This window comes from Agrobacterium sp. NPDC090273 (genome assembly GCF_044772305.1).
Taxonomy (GTDB): domain Bacteria; phylum Pseudomonadota; class Alphaproteobacteria; order Rhizobiales; family Rhizobiaceae; genus Agrobacterium.
This window is the reverse complement of the sequence record NZ_JBIVYN010000007.1, coordinates 125,863-139,775: the sequence shown is the minus strand read 5'-3', so window position 1 is coordinate 139,775 and position 13,913 is coordinate 125,863. Positions and strand designations below refer to the sequence as shown.

General features: G+C 56.8%; 13 protein-coding genes. 8 read left to right on the top strand and 5 right to left on the bottom strand.

Going from position 1 to position 13,913, the window contains the following annotated elements; translation table 11 throughout:
* Window positions 1-5: 5 nt before the first annotated feature.
* The 3 genes from ACIQT8_RS19010 (at window position 6) to ACIQT8_RS19000 (ending at window position 2,719) form a co-directional block, all read left to right on the top strand.
* Window positions 6-959 (top strand): ABC transporter substrate-binding protein, encoded by a 954-nt coding sequence (locus tag ACIQT8_RS19010; RefSeq protein WP_262523401.1) that lies wholly within the window; start codon window positions 6-8, stop codon window positions 957-959.
* A gap of 87 nt (window positions 960-1,046) precedes the next feature.
* Window positions 1,047-1,928: an ABC transporter permease gene (locus ACIQT8_RS19005; RefSeq protein WP_400968332.1), complete on the top strand. Its 882-nt coding sequence runs from the start codon at window positions 1,047-1,049 to the stop codon at window positions 1,926-1,928.
* Complete coding sequence (locus tag ACIQT8_RS19000; RefSeq protein ID WP_138795275.1) at window positions 1,925-2,719, top strand: ABC transporter ATP-binding protein; 795 nt, start codon at window positions 1,925-1,927, stop codon at window positions 2,717-2,719. The genes ACIQT8_RS19005 and ACIQT8_RS19000 overlap by 4 nt, the downstream gene beginning before the upstream one ends.
* Before the next feature lie 30 nt (window positions 2,720-2,749).
* Here ACIQT8_RS19000 and ACIQT8_RS18995 read toward each other — a convergent pair whose 3' ends face one another.
* Window positions 2,750-3,397, bottom strand: a complete 648-nt coding sequence (locus ACIQT8_RS18995) for a LysE family translocator (RefSeq protein WP_138795276.1) — start codon at window positions 3,395-3,397, stop codon at window positions 2,750-2,752.
* A gap of 135 nt (window positions 3,398-3,532) precedes the next feature.
* A complete protein-coding gene (locus ACIQT8_RS18990; RefSeq protein ID WP_400968329.1) occupies window positions 3,533-4,387 on the bottom strand; it encodes an SDR family NAD(P)-dependent oxidoreductase in 855 nt (284 codons plus the stop codon).
* A 334-nt stretch (window positions 4,388-4,721) separates the two neighbouring features.
* On the opposite strand from ACIQT8_RS18990, the gene ACIQT8_RS18985 reads away from it, so the two are divergent.
* Window positions 4,722-5,945, top strand: coding sequence for an argininosuccinate synthase (locus ACIQT8_RS18985; protein WP_138795402.1), 1,224 nt, complete (start codon window positions 4,722-4,724; stop codon window positions 5,943-5,945).
* Between the two features lie 60 nt (window positions 5,946-6,005).
* Here ACIQT8_RS18985 and ACIQT8_RS18980 read toward each other — a convergent pair whose 3' ends face one another.
* From ACIQT8_RS18980 to ACIQT8_RS18970, 3 genes are all read right to left on the bottom strand, one after another.
* Window positions 6,006-7,202: a multidrug effflux MFS transporter gene (locus ACIQT8_RS18980; protein WP_400968326.1), complete on the bottom strand. Its 1,197-nt coding sequence runs from the start codon at window positions 7,200-7,202 to the stop codon at window positions 6,006-6,008.
* Between the two features lie 3 nt (window positions 7,203-7,205).
* Entirely contained in the window at window positions 7,206-7,667 is a 462-nt protein-coding gene (locus tag ACIQT8_RS18975; RefSeq protein ID WP_138795279.1) for a MarR family winged helix-turn-helix transcriptional regulator, read from the bottom strand.
* A gap of 135 nt (window positions 7,668-7,802) precedes the next feature.
* Complete coding sequence (locus tag ACIQT8_RS18970) at window positions 7,803-8,228, bottom strand: hypothetical protein (RefSeq protein ID WP_400968322.1); 426 nt, start codon at window positions 8,226-8,228, stop codon at window positions 7,803-7,805.
* Between the two features lie 172 nt (window positions 8,229-8,400).
* Here ACIQT8_RS18970 and ACIQT8_RS18965 point away from each other — a divergent pair, with 172 nt between their 5' ends.
* From ACIQT8_RS18965 to ppa, 4 genes are all read left to right on the top strand, one after another.
* On the top strand, window positions 8,401-10,461 hold the full coding sequence (locus ACIQT8_RS18965) for a M3 family metallopeptidase (protein ID WP_400968319.1): 2,061 nt from the start codon (window positions 8,401-8,403) through the stop codon (window positions 10,459-10,461).
* A gap of 148 nt (window positions 10,462-10,609) precedes the next feature.
* Window positions 10,610-12,430, top strand: a complete 1,821-nt coding sequence (typA, locus tag ACIQT8_RS18960; protein ID WP_138795282.1) for a translational GTPase TypA — start codon at window positions 10,610-10,612, stop codon at window positions 12,428-12,430.
* Between the two features lie 198 nt (window positions 12,431-12,628).
* A complete protein-coding gene (locus tag ACIQT8_RS18955) occupies window positions 12,629-13,135 on the top strand; it encodes a GNAT family N-acetyltransferase (RefSeq protein WP_138795283.1) in 507 nt (168 codons plus the stop codon).
* A 173-nt stretch (window positions 13,136-13,308) separates the two neighbouring features.
* The gene (ppa, locus tag ACIQT8_RS18950; RefSeq protein WP_138795284.1) at window positions 13,309-13,842 is read left to right on the top strand and encodes an inorganic diphosphatase; all 534 of its coding nucleotides are present in this window, start codon (window positions 13,309-13,311) and stop codon (window positions 13,840-13,842) included.
* The last annotated feature ends 71 nt before the right edge of the window (window positions 13,843-13,913 follow it).

Below are 13,913 nucleotides of genomic sequence, written 5' to 3'. Positions count from 1 at the left end.
TACCCATGCGCGCACTTATTCTGGCACTGGCGGCTGCTACCGCCCTTGCCATGCCGGCCAAGGCAGAAGACGTAACCGTTGCCGTCACCGCAATCGTTGAGCATCCGGCACTTGACGCCGCTCGTGATGGCGTCAAGGCAGCCCTTGCGGAAGCCGGTTACAAGGAAGGTGAAAACCTGAAGTTCGTCTACCAGTCCGCGCAGGGCAATCCCGGCACGGCAGCACAGATCGCCCGCCAGTTCGTTGGCGATGCGCCGAGCGTGATCGTACCGATCTCCACGCCATCCGCACAGGCCGTGGCTGCTGCCACGCGGGATATTCCGGTCGTATTTACTGCCGTTTCCGATCCGGTCGGTGCGCAGCTTGTGAAGTCGATGGACAAGCCCGGCCGCAACGTCACCGGTCTTTCCGATGCGCTGCCAGTGAATGAGCATCTGGCATTGATCAAGGAAATCACGCCGAACGCCAAGACCGTCGGTTACATCTACAATTCCGCCGAGGCGAACTCCGTTTCGACATTGGAAATGCTGAAGGCTGAAGCCGAGAAGGCCGGTCTCAAGGTTGTCGAATCCGTCGCCACGAAGTCTGCCGAAGTGCAGGGTGCGACCCGCGCACTGGTTGGCAAGGCGGACGTGATCTACGTTCCGACCGACAACACCATCGTTTCGGCCTTTGAGGCTGCTGCGGGCGTCGCGTCCGAAGCGAAGATCCCGCTTTATGCCGCTGACACGGATTCGGTTGCGCGCGGTGCCATTGCGGCTCTTGGCTTCAACTACTTCGACGTAGGCAAACAGACCGGTGCCGTGGTTGTTCGCATCCTCAAGGGTGAAAAGCCTGGCGATATTCCGGCGACGGTTGCTGTTGGTACCGATCTTGTTCTCAACAAGACCGCCGCTGAAAAGGCTGGTGTGACTTTCCCGGAAAGCGTCACGAAACGCGCCACCAAGGTCATCGACTAATCCCTGCGGGGCCGCTTTAAAGCGGCCCTTCTGCTATCCCCAGCCGCAACCGTTTCTTGTGCGGCGGGTAAACCAAGGACTTTTCTTGTGAGCCAAATCGCTTTCTGGGGTGCCGTCGAGCTTGGGCTGGTTTTTGCCTTTGTCGCTATCGGCGTCTATCTCGCTTTCCGCGTACTCGATTTTCCGGACCTGACGGTCGACGGATCGTTCCCGCTTGGGGCTGCTGTTGCGGCGGTGCTGATCATTGCCGGATTGAACCCGTGGCTTGCCACGGGTGTTGCCATGCTGGCGGGCGCGGCGGCTGGCATGGTGACGGCGCTGTTGAATGTCCGTTTCAAGATCCTCAATCTTCTCGCCTCGATCCTGACCATGATCGCGCTGTTCTCCGTCAACCTGCGCGTCATGGGCAAGCCAAATGTGGCTCTGCTCAACCAGGAAACGGTTATCGAACCGTTCTATGGGCTCGGTGTTTCCGAATACCTGGTTCGGCCGCTGTTCGTTGGTGTACTGGCGGTGGTCGTCGTCATCGTTGTCTGGCGTTTTCTGGAAAGCGATGCGGGCCTTGCCATGCGCGCTACCGGCGCCAATGCCCGAATGGCGCGGGCGCAAGGCGTGAAGACCGGCAATCAGATCTATCTTGGCATGGCGCTTTCCAACGCGCTCGTAGCACTGGGCGGAGCGCTGTTTGCGCAGACCAACGGTTTCGCTGACGTGACATCCGGCGTCGGCACGATCGTGGTTGGCCTTGCTGCCGTCATCATCGGTGAAACGCTGTTTGGTTCGCGTGGCATTCTCATTGCCCTGATCGGTTGTGTGTTTGGTTCGATTGCCTACCGTCTGGCTATCCAGCTCGCGCTTTCGAGCGATGCGCTGGGCCTGAAAGCCTCCGATCTCAATTTCGTTACAGCCGTGCTGGTCGCCGTTGCGCTGATCTTGCCGCGTCTGCGCCGCGGGGGAGCCGCATCATGATTTCTCTGTCCGATATTCAGGTCGTGTTCGGCAAGGGGACGCCCTTGCAGAAGCAGGCGCTGGCGAAGATTGATCTGACCATCGAAGAAGGTTCCTTCGTGACGGTCATCGGTTCGAACGGCGCGGGAAAATCCACGTTGCTCGGCGTGCTGGCTGGCGATGTCCTGCCAACAGCGGGAAAGGTCACGATTGGCGGTGTGGATGTGACACGCAAGCCGACGGCGAGCCGGGCCGGTCAGGTGGCACGTGTCTTCCAGGACCCGTTGGCAGGCAGTTGCGGTGTTTTGAGCATTGAAGAGAACCTTGCTCTGGCAGCGGCACGCGGCAAACTGCGCGGGCTGATGCCAGCGCTTGGCGGTGGACGCCGCGACTTCTTCAAGGACCGTATTGCCTCGCTCGGCCTCGGCCTTGAAAATCGCCTGAAAGACCGGATGGATTTGCTGTCTGGCGGTCAGAGACAGGCCGTTTCGCTTGTTATGGCAACCCTTTCCGGGTCCGATGTCCTGTTGCTTGACGAGCATACCGCCGCGCTCGATCCGGGGATGGCGGAATTTGTCATGGAACTCACCCGCAAAGTGGTGTCCGAGCGCAAGCTGACGACCCTGATGGTGACGCACTCCATGCGCCAGGCGCTCGACTATGGTGACCGTACGATCATGTTGCACGCCGGCGAGATCGTCCTCGATGTCTCCGGCGAAAGCCGCAAGGGCTTGCAGGTGGAAGATCTGATCGAGATGTTCCGCAAGATCCGCGGACAGAAACTGGATGACGATGAGCTGTTGATCGGCTGACGGATTAAAAGGCGCTCCTTGTGGCGCCTTTTATTTTGCCTGTGTCAGGAAGATCTTGACGGCAAACAGCGAGAAGACACCGGCAATCGTGTAATCGAGCCCGCGCAGGACCTTGCGGTTGCTTTGCAGCCAGCTCGACAGGGAATCCGCCGCAACCACAATGCCGATACCGATCGGAAGCGCGACAATGATTGACCAGATGCCAAGAAAGATCAGTTTGCCGGTGACGTGAGGGTCAGAGGCGCTGACGAATTGCGGGAGGAAGGTCATGAAGAAAATGATGACCTTGGGGTTCAGCAGGTTCACCCATATGCCGTTCAACAGGGCAGACTTCAGGGACGCCTGAGGTTTTGCGCCCGTGGTCTTCACCATCACGAAATCAGAACCTTTGCGGATTGCCTGAATGGCCAGCCAGACGAGATAGGCGGCCCCACCTGTCTTCAGAACCATGAAGGCGGTTGGTGACGCAACGATCAGTGCTGCGACGCCGAATGCGACCAGCAGGGTGTGTACCGTAATGCCGATGTTGGAGCCGACAAGAGTCACGAAACCGGCCTTCCGGCCTTCCCGAAGGGATCGGCTGATCCACAACGTCATGTCGGGGCCGGGTGTTACGGCCAGAAGCAGGATGGCGATGGTGAATGCAGCAAGAGTTGGCAGGCTTGGAACGAAATCCATCACGGCACCTGAAAAAACTGGAGATGCTGTTGATTAACGCGATTTCGCGCTTCTGCCAATGCCTTTGAATCCTCGGGGCAAAGGAGGAACAGAGCGCGCCTGCCGCACGGTTCAAGGCGCGGCAGGTTCAAAAAATCAGTTCTTGAGGAACGTTGTAAATTCGGCCGAATACTCCGTATGCCAGCGCGACAACGGCGGACGGTTCTGAACGATATCGTAGGCGGCCCACAGAATGCGTTTTTCGTCCGTCGGGCGGTCCACCTCTCCGTCTGGGCAAAGAATATAGAAATCGCCATTACCAAGACTGTCGACCATGAAATCGACCGTCTGTTCGGCCGTCCATGCACCTGAGGGTTTTTCCGTTCTGCCATTGGCGGTCAGACCGGTGAAAACATATCCCGGGATGAGCAGATGCGCAGAAACAGCGCTGCTGGCGATATTCCGCAGTTCATGTTGCAGCGCCTCGGTGAAGGCTTTGACGCCGGCTTTAGAGACATTGTAGGCCGGATCGCCGGGCGGCGTGGTGATGCCCTGTTTCGAGCCGGTGTTGATGATGAGTGACGGCTCAGCATGCGCGACCATACCCGGTCCGAAAACCCGACTGCCGTTCACCACGCCCATCAGGTTGACGTTGATGATCTTTTCCCAATTGGCTTGTGGGCCGAAGATCGCACTTCCCGGCTGAATTCCGGCATTGTTCATCAGAACATGTACGCGCCCAAAACGCTGGATGACGGCACGTTCGAGTGCTTCAAGTTCATCGAGCTTCGATACGTCGGTCGGCACGGTGACAATTTGCGCCTCGCCATCCTTGGATAGCTTGAGAACCTCGGCATGTGCTTCGGCAAGCTTGTCTCCATCGAGATCGGCGAGCACGACGCTCATGCCAAAGCCGGCAAACTTACGCGCCGCAGCAAGACCGATGCCTGACGCGGCGCCGGTAATGACGGCAACATTGTCTTCCTTGAATGCTGGGTGGATGATCGTCATCGGTTTCTCCTTCCCGTCGTTTCCTGCTGTTTCCAGCGGCTTGCAACGTTTCTTGAGCCCTGAGTGGCTTCATTCACGCTTTCTGTTTCGCGTCCGTGGATGTTACGGCGCGAAACACATAATGCATGTGACAATTCCTTCGTTCCAGCCCCCACTCAAGCTTCGGCCTGTCCAGCCGTACCGTTCCCCGGGTTTCGGTTCTCCAATTCTTTGTTTTGGCGCATGTCTTTTTGGGAAAAGCGCTTCACACCTTCGGGGTTGCACTGTAAAAGTGCCGAAATCCCAAGGAAATGGCGGCATACCCCATGCCGCCATCATGCAGATGGACATCACTATGGCACTCCCGAAAGACGTAAAGAAAGTCGTTCTTGCCTATTCCGGCGGTCTCGACACCTCGATCATCCTGAAATGGCTTCAGACGGAACTCGGCGCGGAAGTCGTCACCTTTACGGCTGATCTCGGCCAGGGTGAAGAACTTGAGCCTGCGCGCAAGAAAGCCGAGATGCTGGGCATCAAGGAAATCTTCATCGAGGACGTCCGTGAAGAGTTCGTGCGCGACTTCGTCTTCCCGATGTTCCGCGCCAATGCCGTTTATGAAGGTGTCTATCTGCTCGGCACATCGATTGCCCGTCCGCTGATTTCCAAGCACCTTATCGACATCGCCAAAAAGACCGGTGCTGACGCGATCGCGCATGGCGCGACCGGCAAGGGCAACGACCAGGTTCGTTTCGAACTCTCTGCCTATGCGCTCAACCCGGATATCAAGATCATCGCTCCGTGGCGCGACTGGTCGTTCAAGAGCCGTACCGATCTCCTGAAATTCGCTGAAGAGCATCAGATTCCGGTTGCCAAGGACAAGAAGGGTGAGGCGCCTTTCTCCGTGGATGCCAACCTGCTGCACTCGTCTTCCGAGGGCAAGGTTCTGGAAGATCCTGCAGTGGAAGCGCCGGAATACGTGCATATGCGCACCATCTCGCCGGAAGCCGCTCCAGACAAGGCTACCGTTATCAAGATCGGTTTCCGCAAGGGCGATGCCTGCTCCATCAACGGTGTTGAGATGTCGCCGGCAACCCTGCTCGCCACGCTCAACAACTATGGTCGCGAAAACGGTATCGGCCGTCTCGACCTCGTTGAAAACCGTTTCGTCGGCATGAAGTCTCGCGGCGTTTATGAAACGCCCGGCGGCACCATCCTGCTTGCCGCACATCGCGCCATTGAATCCATCACGCTCGATCGCGGTGCTGCTCACCTCAAGGACGAGCTGATGCCGCGTTATGCCGAGCTTATCTATTACGGCTTCTGGTTCTCGCCGGAGCGTGAGATGCTGCAGGCGCTGATCGACAAGAGCCAAGAGCATGTCGAAGGCGAAGTGACGCTGAAGCTCTATAAGGGCAACGTCATGGTAACCGGCCGTGAAAGCGAAAAGTCGCTGTATTCTGACGCTCTGGTAACCTTCGAAGACGACCACGGCGCCTACGACCAGAAGGATGCCGCAGGTTTCATCAAGCTGAACGCGCTGCGCCTTCGCACGCTAGCAAAGCGCAATCTTCTCGGCTGATCGTCGAGACGATTTTGGGATTACTACGTCAGCCCGCGGATCTTCTGGTCCGCGGGTTTTTCATGCGCTCTTTTGGGAGATGACGCGGAAGGCGATGTAACTCGCGACGGCAGTGAACTCCATGACGGGAATGATGATACCGAAGCTCGTCAGCGGCGAATTGATCAGCGAGGCGGCTGCTCCACCGATAAAGCCAGAGCCAATCTGAATGAAGCCCATCATGGCCGACGCCGATCCGGCAATGTGCGGGAAGGGGGCCAGTGTTGCGGTGACCATGGAAGGGGTGAGCAGCGCGATCCCTACGGTTGCTACGGCAACCGGCCCCATGATGGATAGGAAGGACGGCGGCAGGAGAAACACCGACAGCATGATGAGAAGCCCGCCCGTGCCTGAAAAACAGAGGCCGAGAACGGTTGAATGCCGATCCCCGAGCTTCGGTGCGATGTAGCGCAGGGCGATCGAGCCGAAGAAATAGGAGCCGGATTGCATCAGCATGCCGACACCAAAGGCTGTCGGCGACAGGCCGACATCCTTGATGAGGATGAAGGCCAGCATGGTCGCTTGCGCATAGAGGGCGCCAATCGAGCCACCGAGAACGAGTGCGCCTAGCAGAAAGCGTGGTTGCCCCAGCAGTTCCCGATAGGCGGAAAGAAGCCGCGTCGGCCGTATGCGGCTTTTGTCCGGAATTGTTGTCTCCCGGAGGTAGAAAACAACCGATAGAATGGCGATGACGCCAAGGCCGGCCAGCAGATAGAAAATTGATTGCCAGCCGAAAGCGGCGAGCGACAGGCCGCCGATCGTCGGGCCCATTGCGGGGCCAATGGCAAGCATGATGCCGATGAGGTTCATGATGCTGGAGGCTTCGGCGCCCGTAAACTGGTCACGTACAAAGGCACGGGCAACGGTCATGCCGACGGAGGCGCCAATGCCCTGCACCAGACGCGCCAGCAGCAAAAACTCGATCGTCGGGGCAAGAATGGCGAGTACACTACCGAGCAGAAAGATCGACAGAAAAATCAGGCTTGCCGTGCGCCGTCCGAACGCATCAGAGGCGGGACCGGCAATCAGTTGTGCCAAGGCAAATCCCGCGAAATAAAGCGAGAGGCTCATCTTCACAGCGGAGTCCGTCGTGGCAAAGCCATGCACCAGCTCCGGCATGGCCGGCGTATAGATCGCCATGGAGATCGGGCCGAGTGCGGTCAAGAGCGCGCCGAGCATGGCCGTGCGCCGCCTGGACATGATGGTTTTTGATGACATGTCTTACTGACCGCTCTGGGACGGCTGTTCCGGTTGAAGATTTTCCCGAAGGGCCTGAAGGCAATTGCGGAATGTAGCGATATCGGCTTCGCTCAAACCCTGCGTGGCCTGACGCAGAAGTTGGTCGATTTCCTGCCTCACGGCTTTCAGCATCTCGTCTGCATTTTCCGTCAGCACGATGCGCTTTGACCGGCGATCATTAGGGTCCTGCTGGCGCTCGACGAGATCGAGAGACTGAAGTTTGTCGATATAGGCACATATCGTCATGGGCTCGATACCAAGACGTGCGGCGATGTCGGATTGCTTGCTGCCGTCGATGATGGCAACCGTCAGCAGCGCCCTCGCTTCGCCGGGTGTCAGTCCAAGACCGGCATCGGCGATGCGGCGCTCAAAAGCTGTATTCAACAGGCGTGCGCTGCTGTTGAGCAGAAAAGCCAATGAATCTTTTTCGAGTTTCGTGCCCATGATCCGCCTTTTCGTAAGTCAGCCTTACTAAAATCCCGGCGACAATCAATGGCATATGACAGATTTTGTCGTAAATGGACAAAGTATTTCCCGACCCGGTCAATATACCGGGCGATATTCCTTTACCGCAACACTTCAAGCCGACGCGAAAAAGGACAAGACGTTTTCTATCTTGTCCGTTTCTTCGACGGTGCCGATCGATCGCGCTATTTCAAGGCGGTCCGAGAAGTAGCCGACAAAATCGAACTGAGTATCATCTGTGACATTGCTGGTATCGACAACTTCGCCATTGGCGTTCAGCGTTTGCATTGGCAAGTCGGACGAGAGCTCGACCCATGTGTCATGGCTGATCTTGCCGGTGTCGTAGCAACCTTGGGCAAATTCCCGCACTTCCCGCGGGCTCAGGCTGGTAAAATCGACGCGCTTTACGGAATCTTCAAACGTCGCGGTCGTTTCGTTGTGCGTGGTCTGTTCAAAATCAGGGGTGGCCACGGCCCTGGTGTTTCTGGAATCTTCTCTGAAGAAAAAACTGCTGGCAGACCTTAAGGAATAAATCTCCATAATACATATCTCCATCATGGGATATGGATGGAAATGTAACCATGTCATCGCTGATATGGTCAATATTCGGCACCTGTCGGGTCATCGTCCTCCACATCAAATCCCGCGTATTGAATTGATGGGGAAGGCATGCCCATATGATGCAAAGCAGCAATCGCATGAGGAATACGAAATGGCATCCGCAGCCGCTCCCCATCCCGCACTCGTAGACTGGAATGGCCCGAATGGGCTGCCAAGGTTTGAAGCTGTTAGGGACGAGGATTTCGCCGAAGCCTTCGATGCGGCACTTCTTGTGCACGACAAGGAAATCGATGCGATTGCCGATAACTCCGAACCGGCGACATTCGTGAATACTATCACTGCACTCGAAATCGCCGGAGACGATCTTTCGCGGGTCTCGGCACTCTTCTGGAATAAGGCAGGTGCACACACCAATCCGGTCATTCAAGGACTGGAGAGGGAGATCGCACCGAAAATGTCGCGCCATTATTCCAGGATCGGCATGAACGAGGCGTTGTTCAAGCGTATTGATGCCCTTTGGGAGAAGCGTAATGATCTCGGCCTTACAGGCGAGGAAAAGCGTGTTCTGAAACGCCATTGGAAGGGCTTTGTCCGCTCCGGCGCGAAGCTGCCGAAGGAGAGCCAGGAACGGCTTGCGTCGATCAACGAGGAACTGGCCGGGCTCGGCGCTAAATTCGGACAAAATGTCCTGGCTGATGAAAAGAACTGGAAGCTTCTGCTGTCCTCCGAAGAGGAACTCGCCGGAATTCCTGCATTCCTGCGCGATGCGATGGCAGGAGCCGCGCGCGAGCATGGTGAGGATGGAAAATTTGCTGTGACGCTGTCGCGCTCGATCATCGAGCCGTTCCTTACCTTCTCCGAGCGTCGTGATCTGCGCGAGCAGGCATTCAAGGCTTGGGTGGCACGCGGTGAAAACGGTGGCGAAACTGACAACCGTGCAACGGTGAAGCGGACATTGGAGCTGCGCGAAGAAAAGGCGAAGCTTCTGGGATATGCGACTTTTGCCGCCTACAAGCTGGACGACACCATGGCGAAAACGCCCGATGCGGTGAATGGATTGCTTGGTCAGGTCTGGGAAAAGGCCGTTGCCCGCGCTGGTGAAGAAGAGGCTGAACTTTCGGCAATCATTGCGGAGGAAGGCAAAAACCACGACGTGATGCCATGGGATTGGCGTCATTATGCGGAAAAGCTCCGCGCTCAGAAGTTCAACTTCTCTGAGGCTGAGCTCAAGCCTTATCTGCAGTTGGAAAAAATCATCGACGCCTGCTTCGATGTTGCCAACCGGCTTTTCGGTATCCGCGCGGTCGAAACGAAAGGTGTCGCGGCCTATCATCCCGATGTGCGGGTTTTTGAAATCCGCAATGGCAGCGGCGAACTGAAGGCAATGTTCCTCGGCGATTATTTCGCCCGCCCATCCAAGCGCTCCGGCGCATGGATGAGTTCGTTCCAATCACAGCACAAGCTGCCGCTCAAGAACGGCGCTGTCGGTGAGTTGCCGATCATATACAATGTCTGCAATTTCGCAAAACCCGCCGAAGGCAAACCGGCGCTGCTTTCGCTCGATGACGCCCGGACGCTGTTTCATGAATTCGGTCATGCCCTGCATGGCATGTTGTCTGATGTGACGTATCCTTCTGTTTCGGGGACGGGTGTATCCCGCGATTTCGTGGAATTGCCGTCGCAGCTCTACGAACACTGGCTGACCGTTCCGGAAGTTCTGGAGACATACGCGCTTCACTACCAGACTGGCGAGCCCATGCCCAAGGCGTTGCTCGACAACGTGCTGGCCGCGCAGACATTCAATGCCGGTTTCAACACGGTCGAGTTTACCTCTTCGGCAATCGTCGACATGTCCTTCCACACGCGCGATGCGGTGGCTGATCCTATGGCGGTACAGGGTGAGGTGCTGGACGAGCTGAAAATGCCGAAATCGATTGTAATGCGGCATGCAACCCCGCATTTCCAGCATGTATTCTCGGGTGATGGCTATTCCGCCGGTTATTACTCCTACATGTGGTCGGAGGTGCTGGATGCTGATGCCTTTGCCGCTTTCGAGGAAACCGGCGATGCCTTCAACGCGGAAATGGCGCGCAAGCTGAAGGACAATATCTATTCCGTGGGCGGGTCGATTGACCCTGAGGAAGCCTATCTCGCTTTCCGCGGCAAGATGCCCAGTCCGGATGCGATGCTCGCCAAACGCGGGCTTGCATAAAGACCGTCACATTTCTCAGCTAGAACCTAGGCGCAGGGGGCTTATGACAAAGCCCCCCTTTCGCATTTACAAAAAAAAGGTTATGAGCGCGCCAAACTAAATTGGCGCACCCCATACGATTAGCGCCCCAACCTCAGAGATTTATCATATGGCCCTTCGCAACATCGCGATTATCGCGCACGTTGACCATGGAAAAACGACGCTCGTTGACGAGCTTCTGAAGCAGTCCGGCTCCTTCCGCGACAACCAGCGCGTTGCAGAGCGCGTGATGGACTCGAACGACCTGGAAAAAGAACGCGGCATCACCATTCTCGCCAAGGCGACTTCGGTTGAGTGGAAAGGTGTTCGTATCAACATCGTCGACACCCCCGGCCACGCCGACTTCGGTGGTGAAGTTGAGCGTATTCTCTCGATGGTGGACGGTGCAATCGTTCTGGTCGACTCGTCTGAAGGCCCGATGCCGCAGACGAAGTTCGTGGTGTCCAAGGCTCTCAAGGTTGGTCTCAAGCCGATCGTTGCGATCAACAAGATCGACCGTCCGGATGGCCGCCATGAAGAAGTCATCAACGAAGTTTTCGACCTTTTCGCCAATCTGGATGCTACCGACGAACAGCTCGACTTCCCGATCCTCTACGGTTCGGGCCGCGATGGCTGGATGAACGTCAACCCGGAAGGCCCGAAGGATGAAGGTCTTGCTCCGCTGCTCGACCTGGTTCTGAAGCACGTTCCTGAGCCAACCGTTGAAGAAGGTCCGTTCCGTCTGATCGGTACGATCCTTGAAGCCAACCCCTTCCTCGGCCGTATCATCACCGGCCGTATCGCTTCGGGCTCGATCAAGCCGAACCAGGCCGTGAAGGTTCTCGGTCAAGACGGCAAGACCGTTGAAACTGGCCGTATTTCGAAGATCCTCGCATTCCGCGGCATCGAACGCACCGCCATCGACGAAGCTCATGCGGGCGATATCGTGGCTATTGCCGGCCTTTCCAAGGGTACGGTTGCCGATACGTTCTGTGATCCTTCGGTCAACGAAGCAATGAAGGCGCAGCCGATCGACCCGCCAACGGTCACCATGTCCTTCATCGTCAACGACTCGCCGCTGGCTGGTACGGAAGGCGACAAGGTAACGTCGCGCGTTATCCGCGATCGTCTGTTCAAGGAAGCCGAAGGCAACGTTGCGCTGAAGATCGAAGAAGCCGAAGGCAAGGATTCGTTCTTCGTTTCGGGTCGCGGCGAATTGCAGCTTGCCGTTCTGATCGAAACCATGCGTCGTGAAGGCTTCGAGCTTGCCGTTTCACGTCCGCGCGTCGTTATGCACAAGGACGAAAACGGTCAGACCATCGAGCCTATCGAAGAAGTCGTTATCGACGTCGATGAAGAGCATTCCGGTGTCGTCGTTCAGAAGATGTCCGAGCGCAAGGCTGAAATGACCGAGCTTCGTCCGTCCGGTGGCAACCGCGTTCGTCTGAAGTTCCTCGCCCCGACGCGTGGTCTGATCGGTTACCAGTCCGAACTCTTGACCGACACGCGTGGCACGGCGATCATGAACCGCCTGTTCCACGACTACCAGCCCTTCAAGGGTGCGATTGCTGGCCGTGTCAACGGCGTTCTGCTGTCCAACGGTTCCGGCGAAGCTGTTGCCTACGCCATGTTCAACCTGGAAGATCGTGGTCCGATGATCATCGAGCCAGGTGAAAAGGTCTATGCCGGCATGATTATCGGCATTCACACGCGCGACAACGATCTCGAAGTCAACGTGCTGAAGGGCAAGCAGCTCACCAACATTCGTGCCGCTGGCAAGGATGAAGCCGTCAAGCTGACGCCGCCGATCCGCATGACGCTCGACCGCGCCCTCTCCTGGATTCAGGACGACGAACTGATGGAAGTGACGCCGAAGTCGATCCGTCTGCGCAAGATGTTCCTCGATGCTAACGACCGTAAGCGTTTCGAGAAGGCAAAGCTTGCCGTCTAATCGCCAATCGCGACTGATCTTGAAAACCCGGCCTTCGTGCCGGGTTTTTTATTTGGGGATGAGTCGAAAGCGGCTTGTATTAAAGGTTAAGGATGCGTTAATTTTTTCTGGTCGTCCACATGAATAGGCTGTGGGTAAGCTTGGTGCCGTTAACCTTTATGGCTGGCAAGTTTCCGCAGTCGGGGCCAGAATCGCGTTATGAAAACGTTATCCATAGATGTTCGCCGTGCCGAAGCGCATGATGCGCGCGCCATCTCAGAGGCGCACCGTCTGTCGTGGCAACAGGCTTATGCCGGGTTGATCCCGCACAAGCCGTTGACGCAGATGCTCGAGCGTCGTGGCGAATTGTGGTGGAAGAAGGCAACCCGTGGCTCAGCCACGATGCTTGTTGTCGAGGTGGCCGGCGTGGTCGCCGGTTATGCGACGCTGGGCCTTAGCCGCGCGCGCGGCCTTCCGCATGATGGTGAAGTCTACGAACTTTATCTCCGACCGGAATATCAGGGAATCGGCCTCGGTTCGCTGCTGTTTACCGAGGCGCGCAGACTGCTGACGTCGCTTGGTTGCCAGGGGATTGTTGTCTGGTGCCTTGAAGACAGTGATGTCGCCAATCGCTTTTTCCGTTCGCATGGCGGGCGTGACATTGCCGAGGGCATGGAAGATTTCGGCGGCACCTCGTTGCGCAAGATCGGTTTCGTCTGGAACTGAGCGAAACGGATGTTGCCGGTGGCTTGCCGCCCTCCGTTTCATTTCCAAAAATCGTGGATAACCTGACAGCGAAGGATGAGGCATTCTGCCTGATCCTTTTAAAGCCATGTTGCAATGCCACGACTTTCCCATTATCGAAAACCGAACCCAACCCGTCGAAATGAGGGAAGCGAATGCGTATTGATGCAATCTCCGTAGGCAAGAATCCGCCGGAAGACGTGAATGTTATTGTGGAAGTGCCGGTTGGCGGTCAGCCGATCAAGTACGAGATGGACAAGGACGCCGGTGCGCTGATCGTTGATCGTTTCCTCTACACGCCAATGACTTATCCGGGTAACTACGGCTTTGTGCCGCACACCCTGTCTGATGATGGCGATCCGATCGACGTTCTCATCTGCAACACCCGTCCGCTCGTTCCGGGCTGCGTCATCAACGTTCGTCCGATCGGCGTGATGATCATGGAAGATGACGGTGGCAAGGATGAGAAGATCATCGCCGTGCCGGTGCCGAAGCTGACGCGCCGCTATGACAAGATCGAAAACTACACGGATCTGCCGGAAATTACCCTGAAGCAGATCGAGCACTTCTTCGAACACTACAAGGATCTGGAGCCCGGCAAGTGGGTGAAGATCGGCGGCTGGCAGAATGTCGACGTTGCCAAGAAGCTGATCGTTGAAGCCATCGAGCGCTACAAGACGCAGGGCTGATTAGCCCAGTTTCTCAAGTGATAAAAAAACCTCCGGCTCGACATCGATCCGGAGGTTTTTTGTTGTTGGCG

What these genes read in the sequence shown, in the direction of transcription:
- ACIQT8_RS18965 (WP_400968319.1), top strand. Translation starts at nt 8,401, where the DNA reads ATGGCATCCGCAGCCGCTCCCCATCCCGCACTCGTAGACTGGAATGGC.
- ACIQT8_RS18970 (WP_400968322.1), bottom strand. Translation starts at nt 8,228, where the DNA reads ATGGAGATTTATTCCTTAAGGTCTGCCAGCAGTTTTTTCTTCAGAGAA.
- typA (WP_138795282.1), top strand. Translation starts at nt 10,610, where the DNA reads ATGGCCCTTCGCAACATCGCGATTATCGCGCACGTTGACCATGGAAAA.
- ACIQT8_RS18990 (WP_400968329.1), bottom strand. Translation starts at nt 4,387, where the DNA reads ATGACGATCATCCACCCAGCATTCAAGGAAGACAATGTTGCCGTCATT.
- ACIQT8_RS18975 (WP_138795279.1), bottom strand. Translation starts at nt 7,667, where the DNA reads ATGGGCACGAAACTCGAAAAAGATTCATTGGCTTTTCTGCTCAACAGC.
- ACIQT8_RS18980 (WP_400968326.1), bottom strand. Translation starts at nt 7,202, where the DNA reads ATGTCATCAAAAACCATCATGTCCAGGCGGCGCACGGCCATGCTCGGC.
- ACIQT8_RS18995 (WP_138795276.1), bottom strand. Translation starts at nt 3,397, where the DNA reads ATGGATTTCGTTCCAAGCCTGCCAACTCTTGCTGCATTCACCATCGCC.
- ACIQT8_RS18985 (WP_138795402.1), top strand. Translation starts at nt 4,722, where the DNA reads ATGGCACTCCCGAAAGACGTAAAGAAAGTCGTTCTTGCCTATTCCGGC.
- ppa (WP_138795284.1), top strand. Translation starts at nt 13,309, where the DNA reads ATGCGTATTGATGCAATCTCCGTAGGCAAGAATCCGCCGGAAGACGTG.
- ACIQT8_RS19000 (WP_138795275.1), top strand. Translation starts at nt 1,925, where the DNA reads ATGATTTCTCTGTCCGATATTCAGGTCGTGTTCGGCAAGGGGACGCCC.
- ACIQT8_RS18955 (WP_138795283.1), top strand. Translation starts at nt 12,629, where the DNA reads ATGAAAACGTTATCCATAGATGTTCGCCGTGCCGAAGCGCATGATGCG.
- ACIQT8_RS19010 (WP_262523401.1), top strand. Translation starts at nt 6, where the DNA reads ATGCGCGCACTTATTCTGGCACTGGCGGCTGCTACCGCCCTTGCCATG.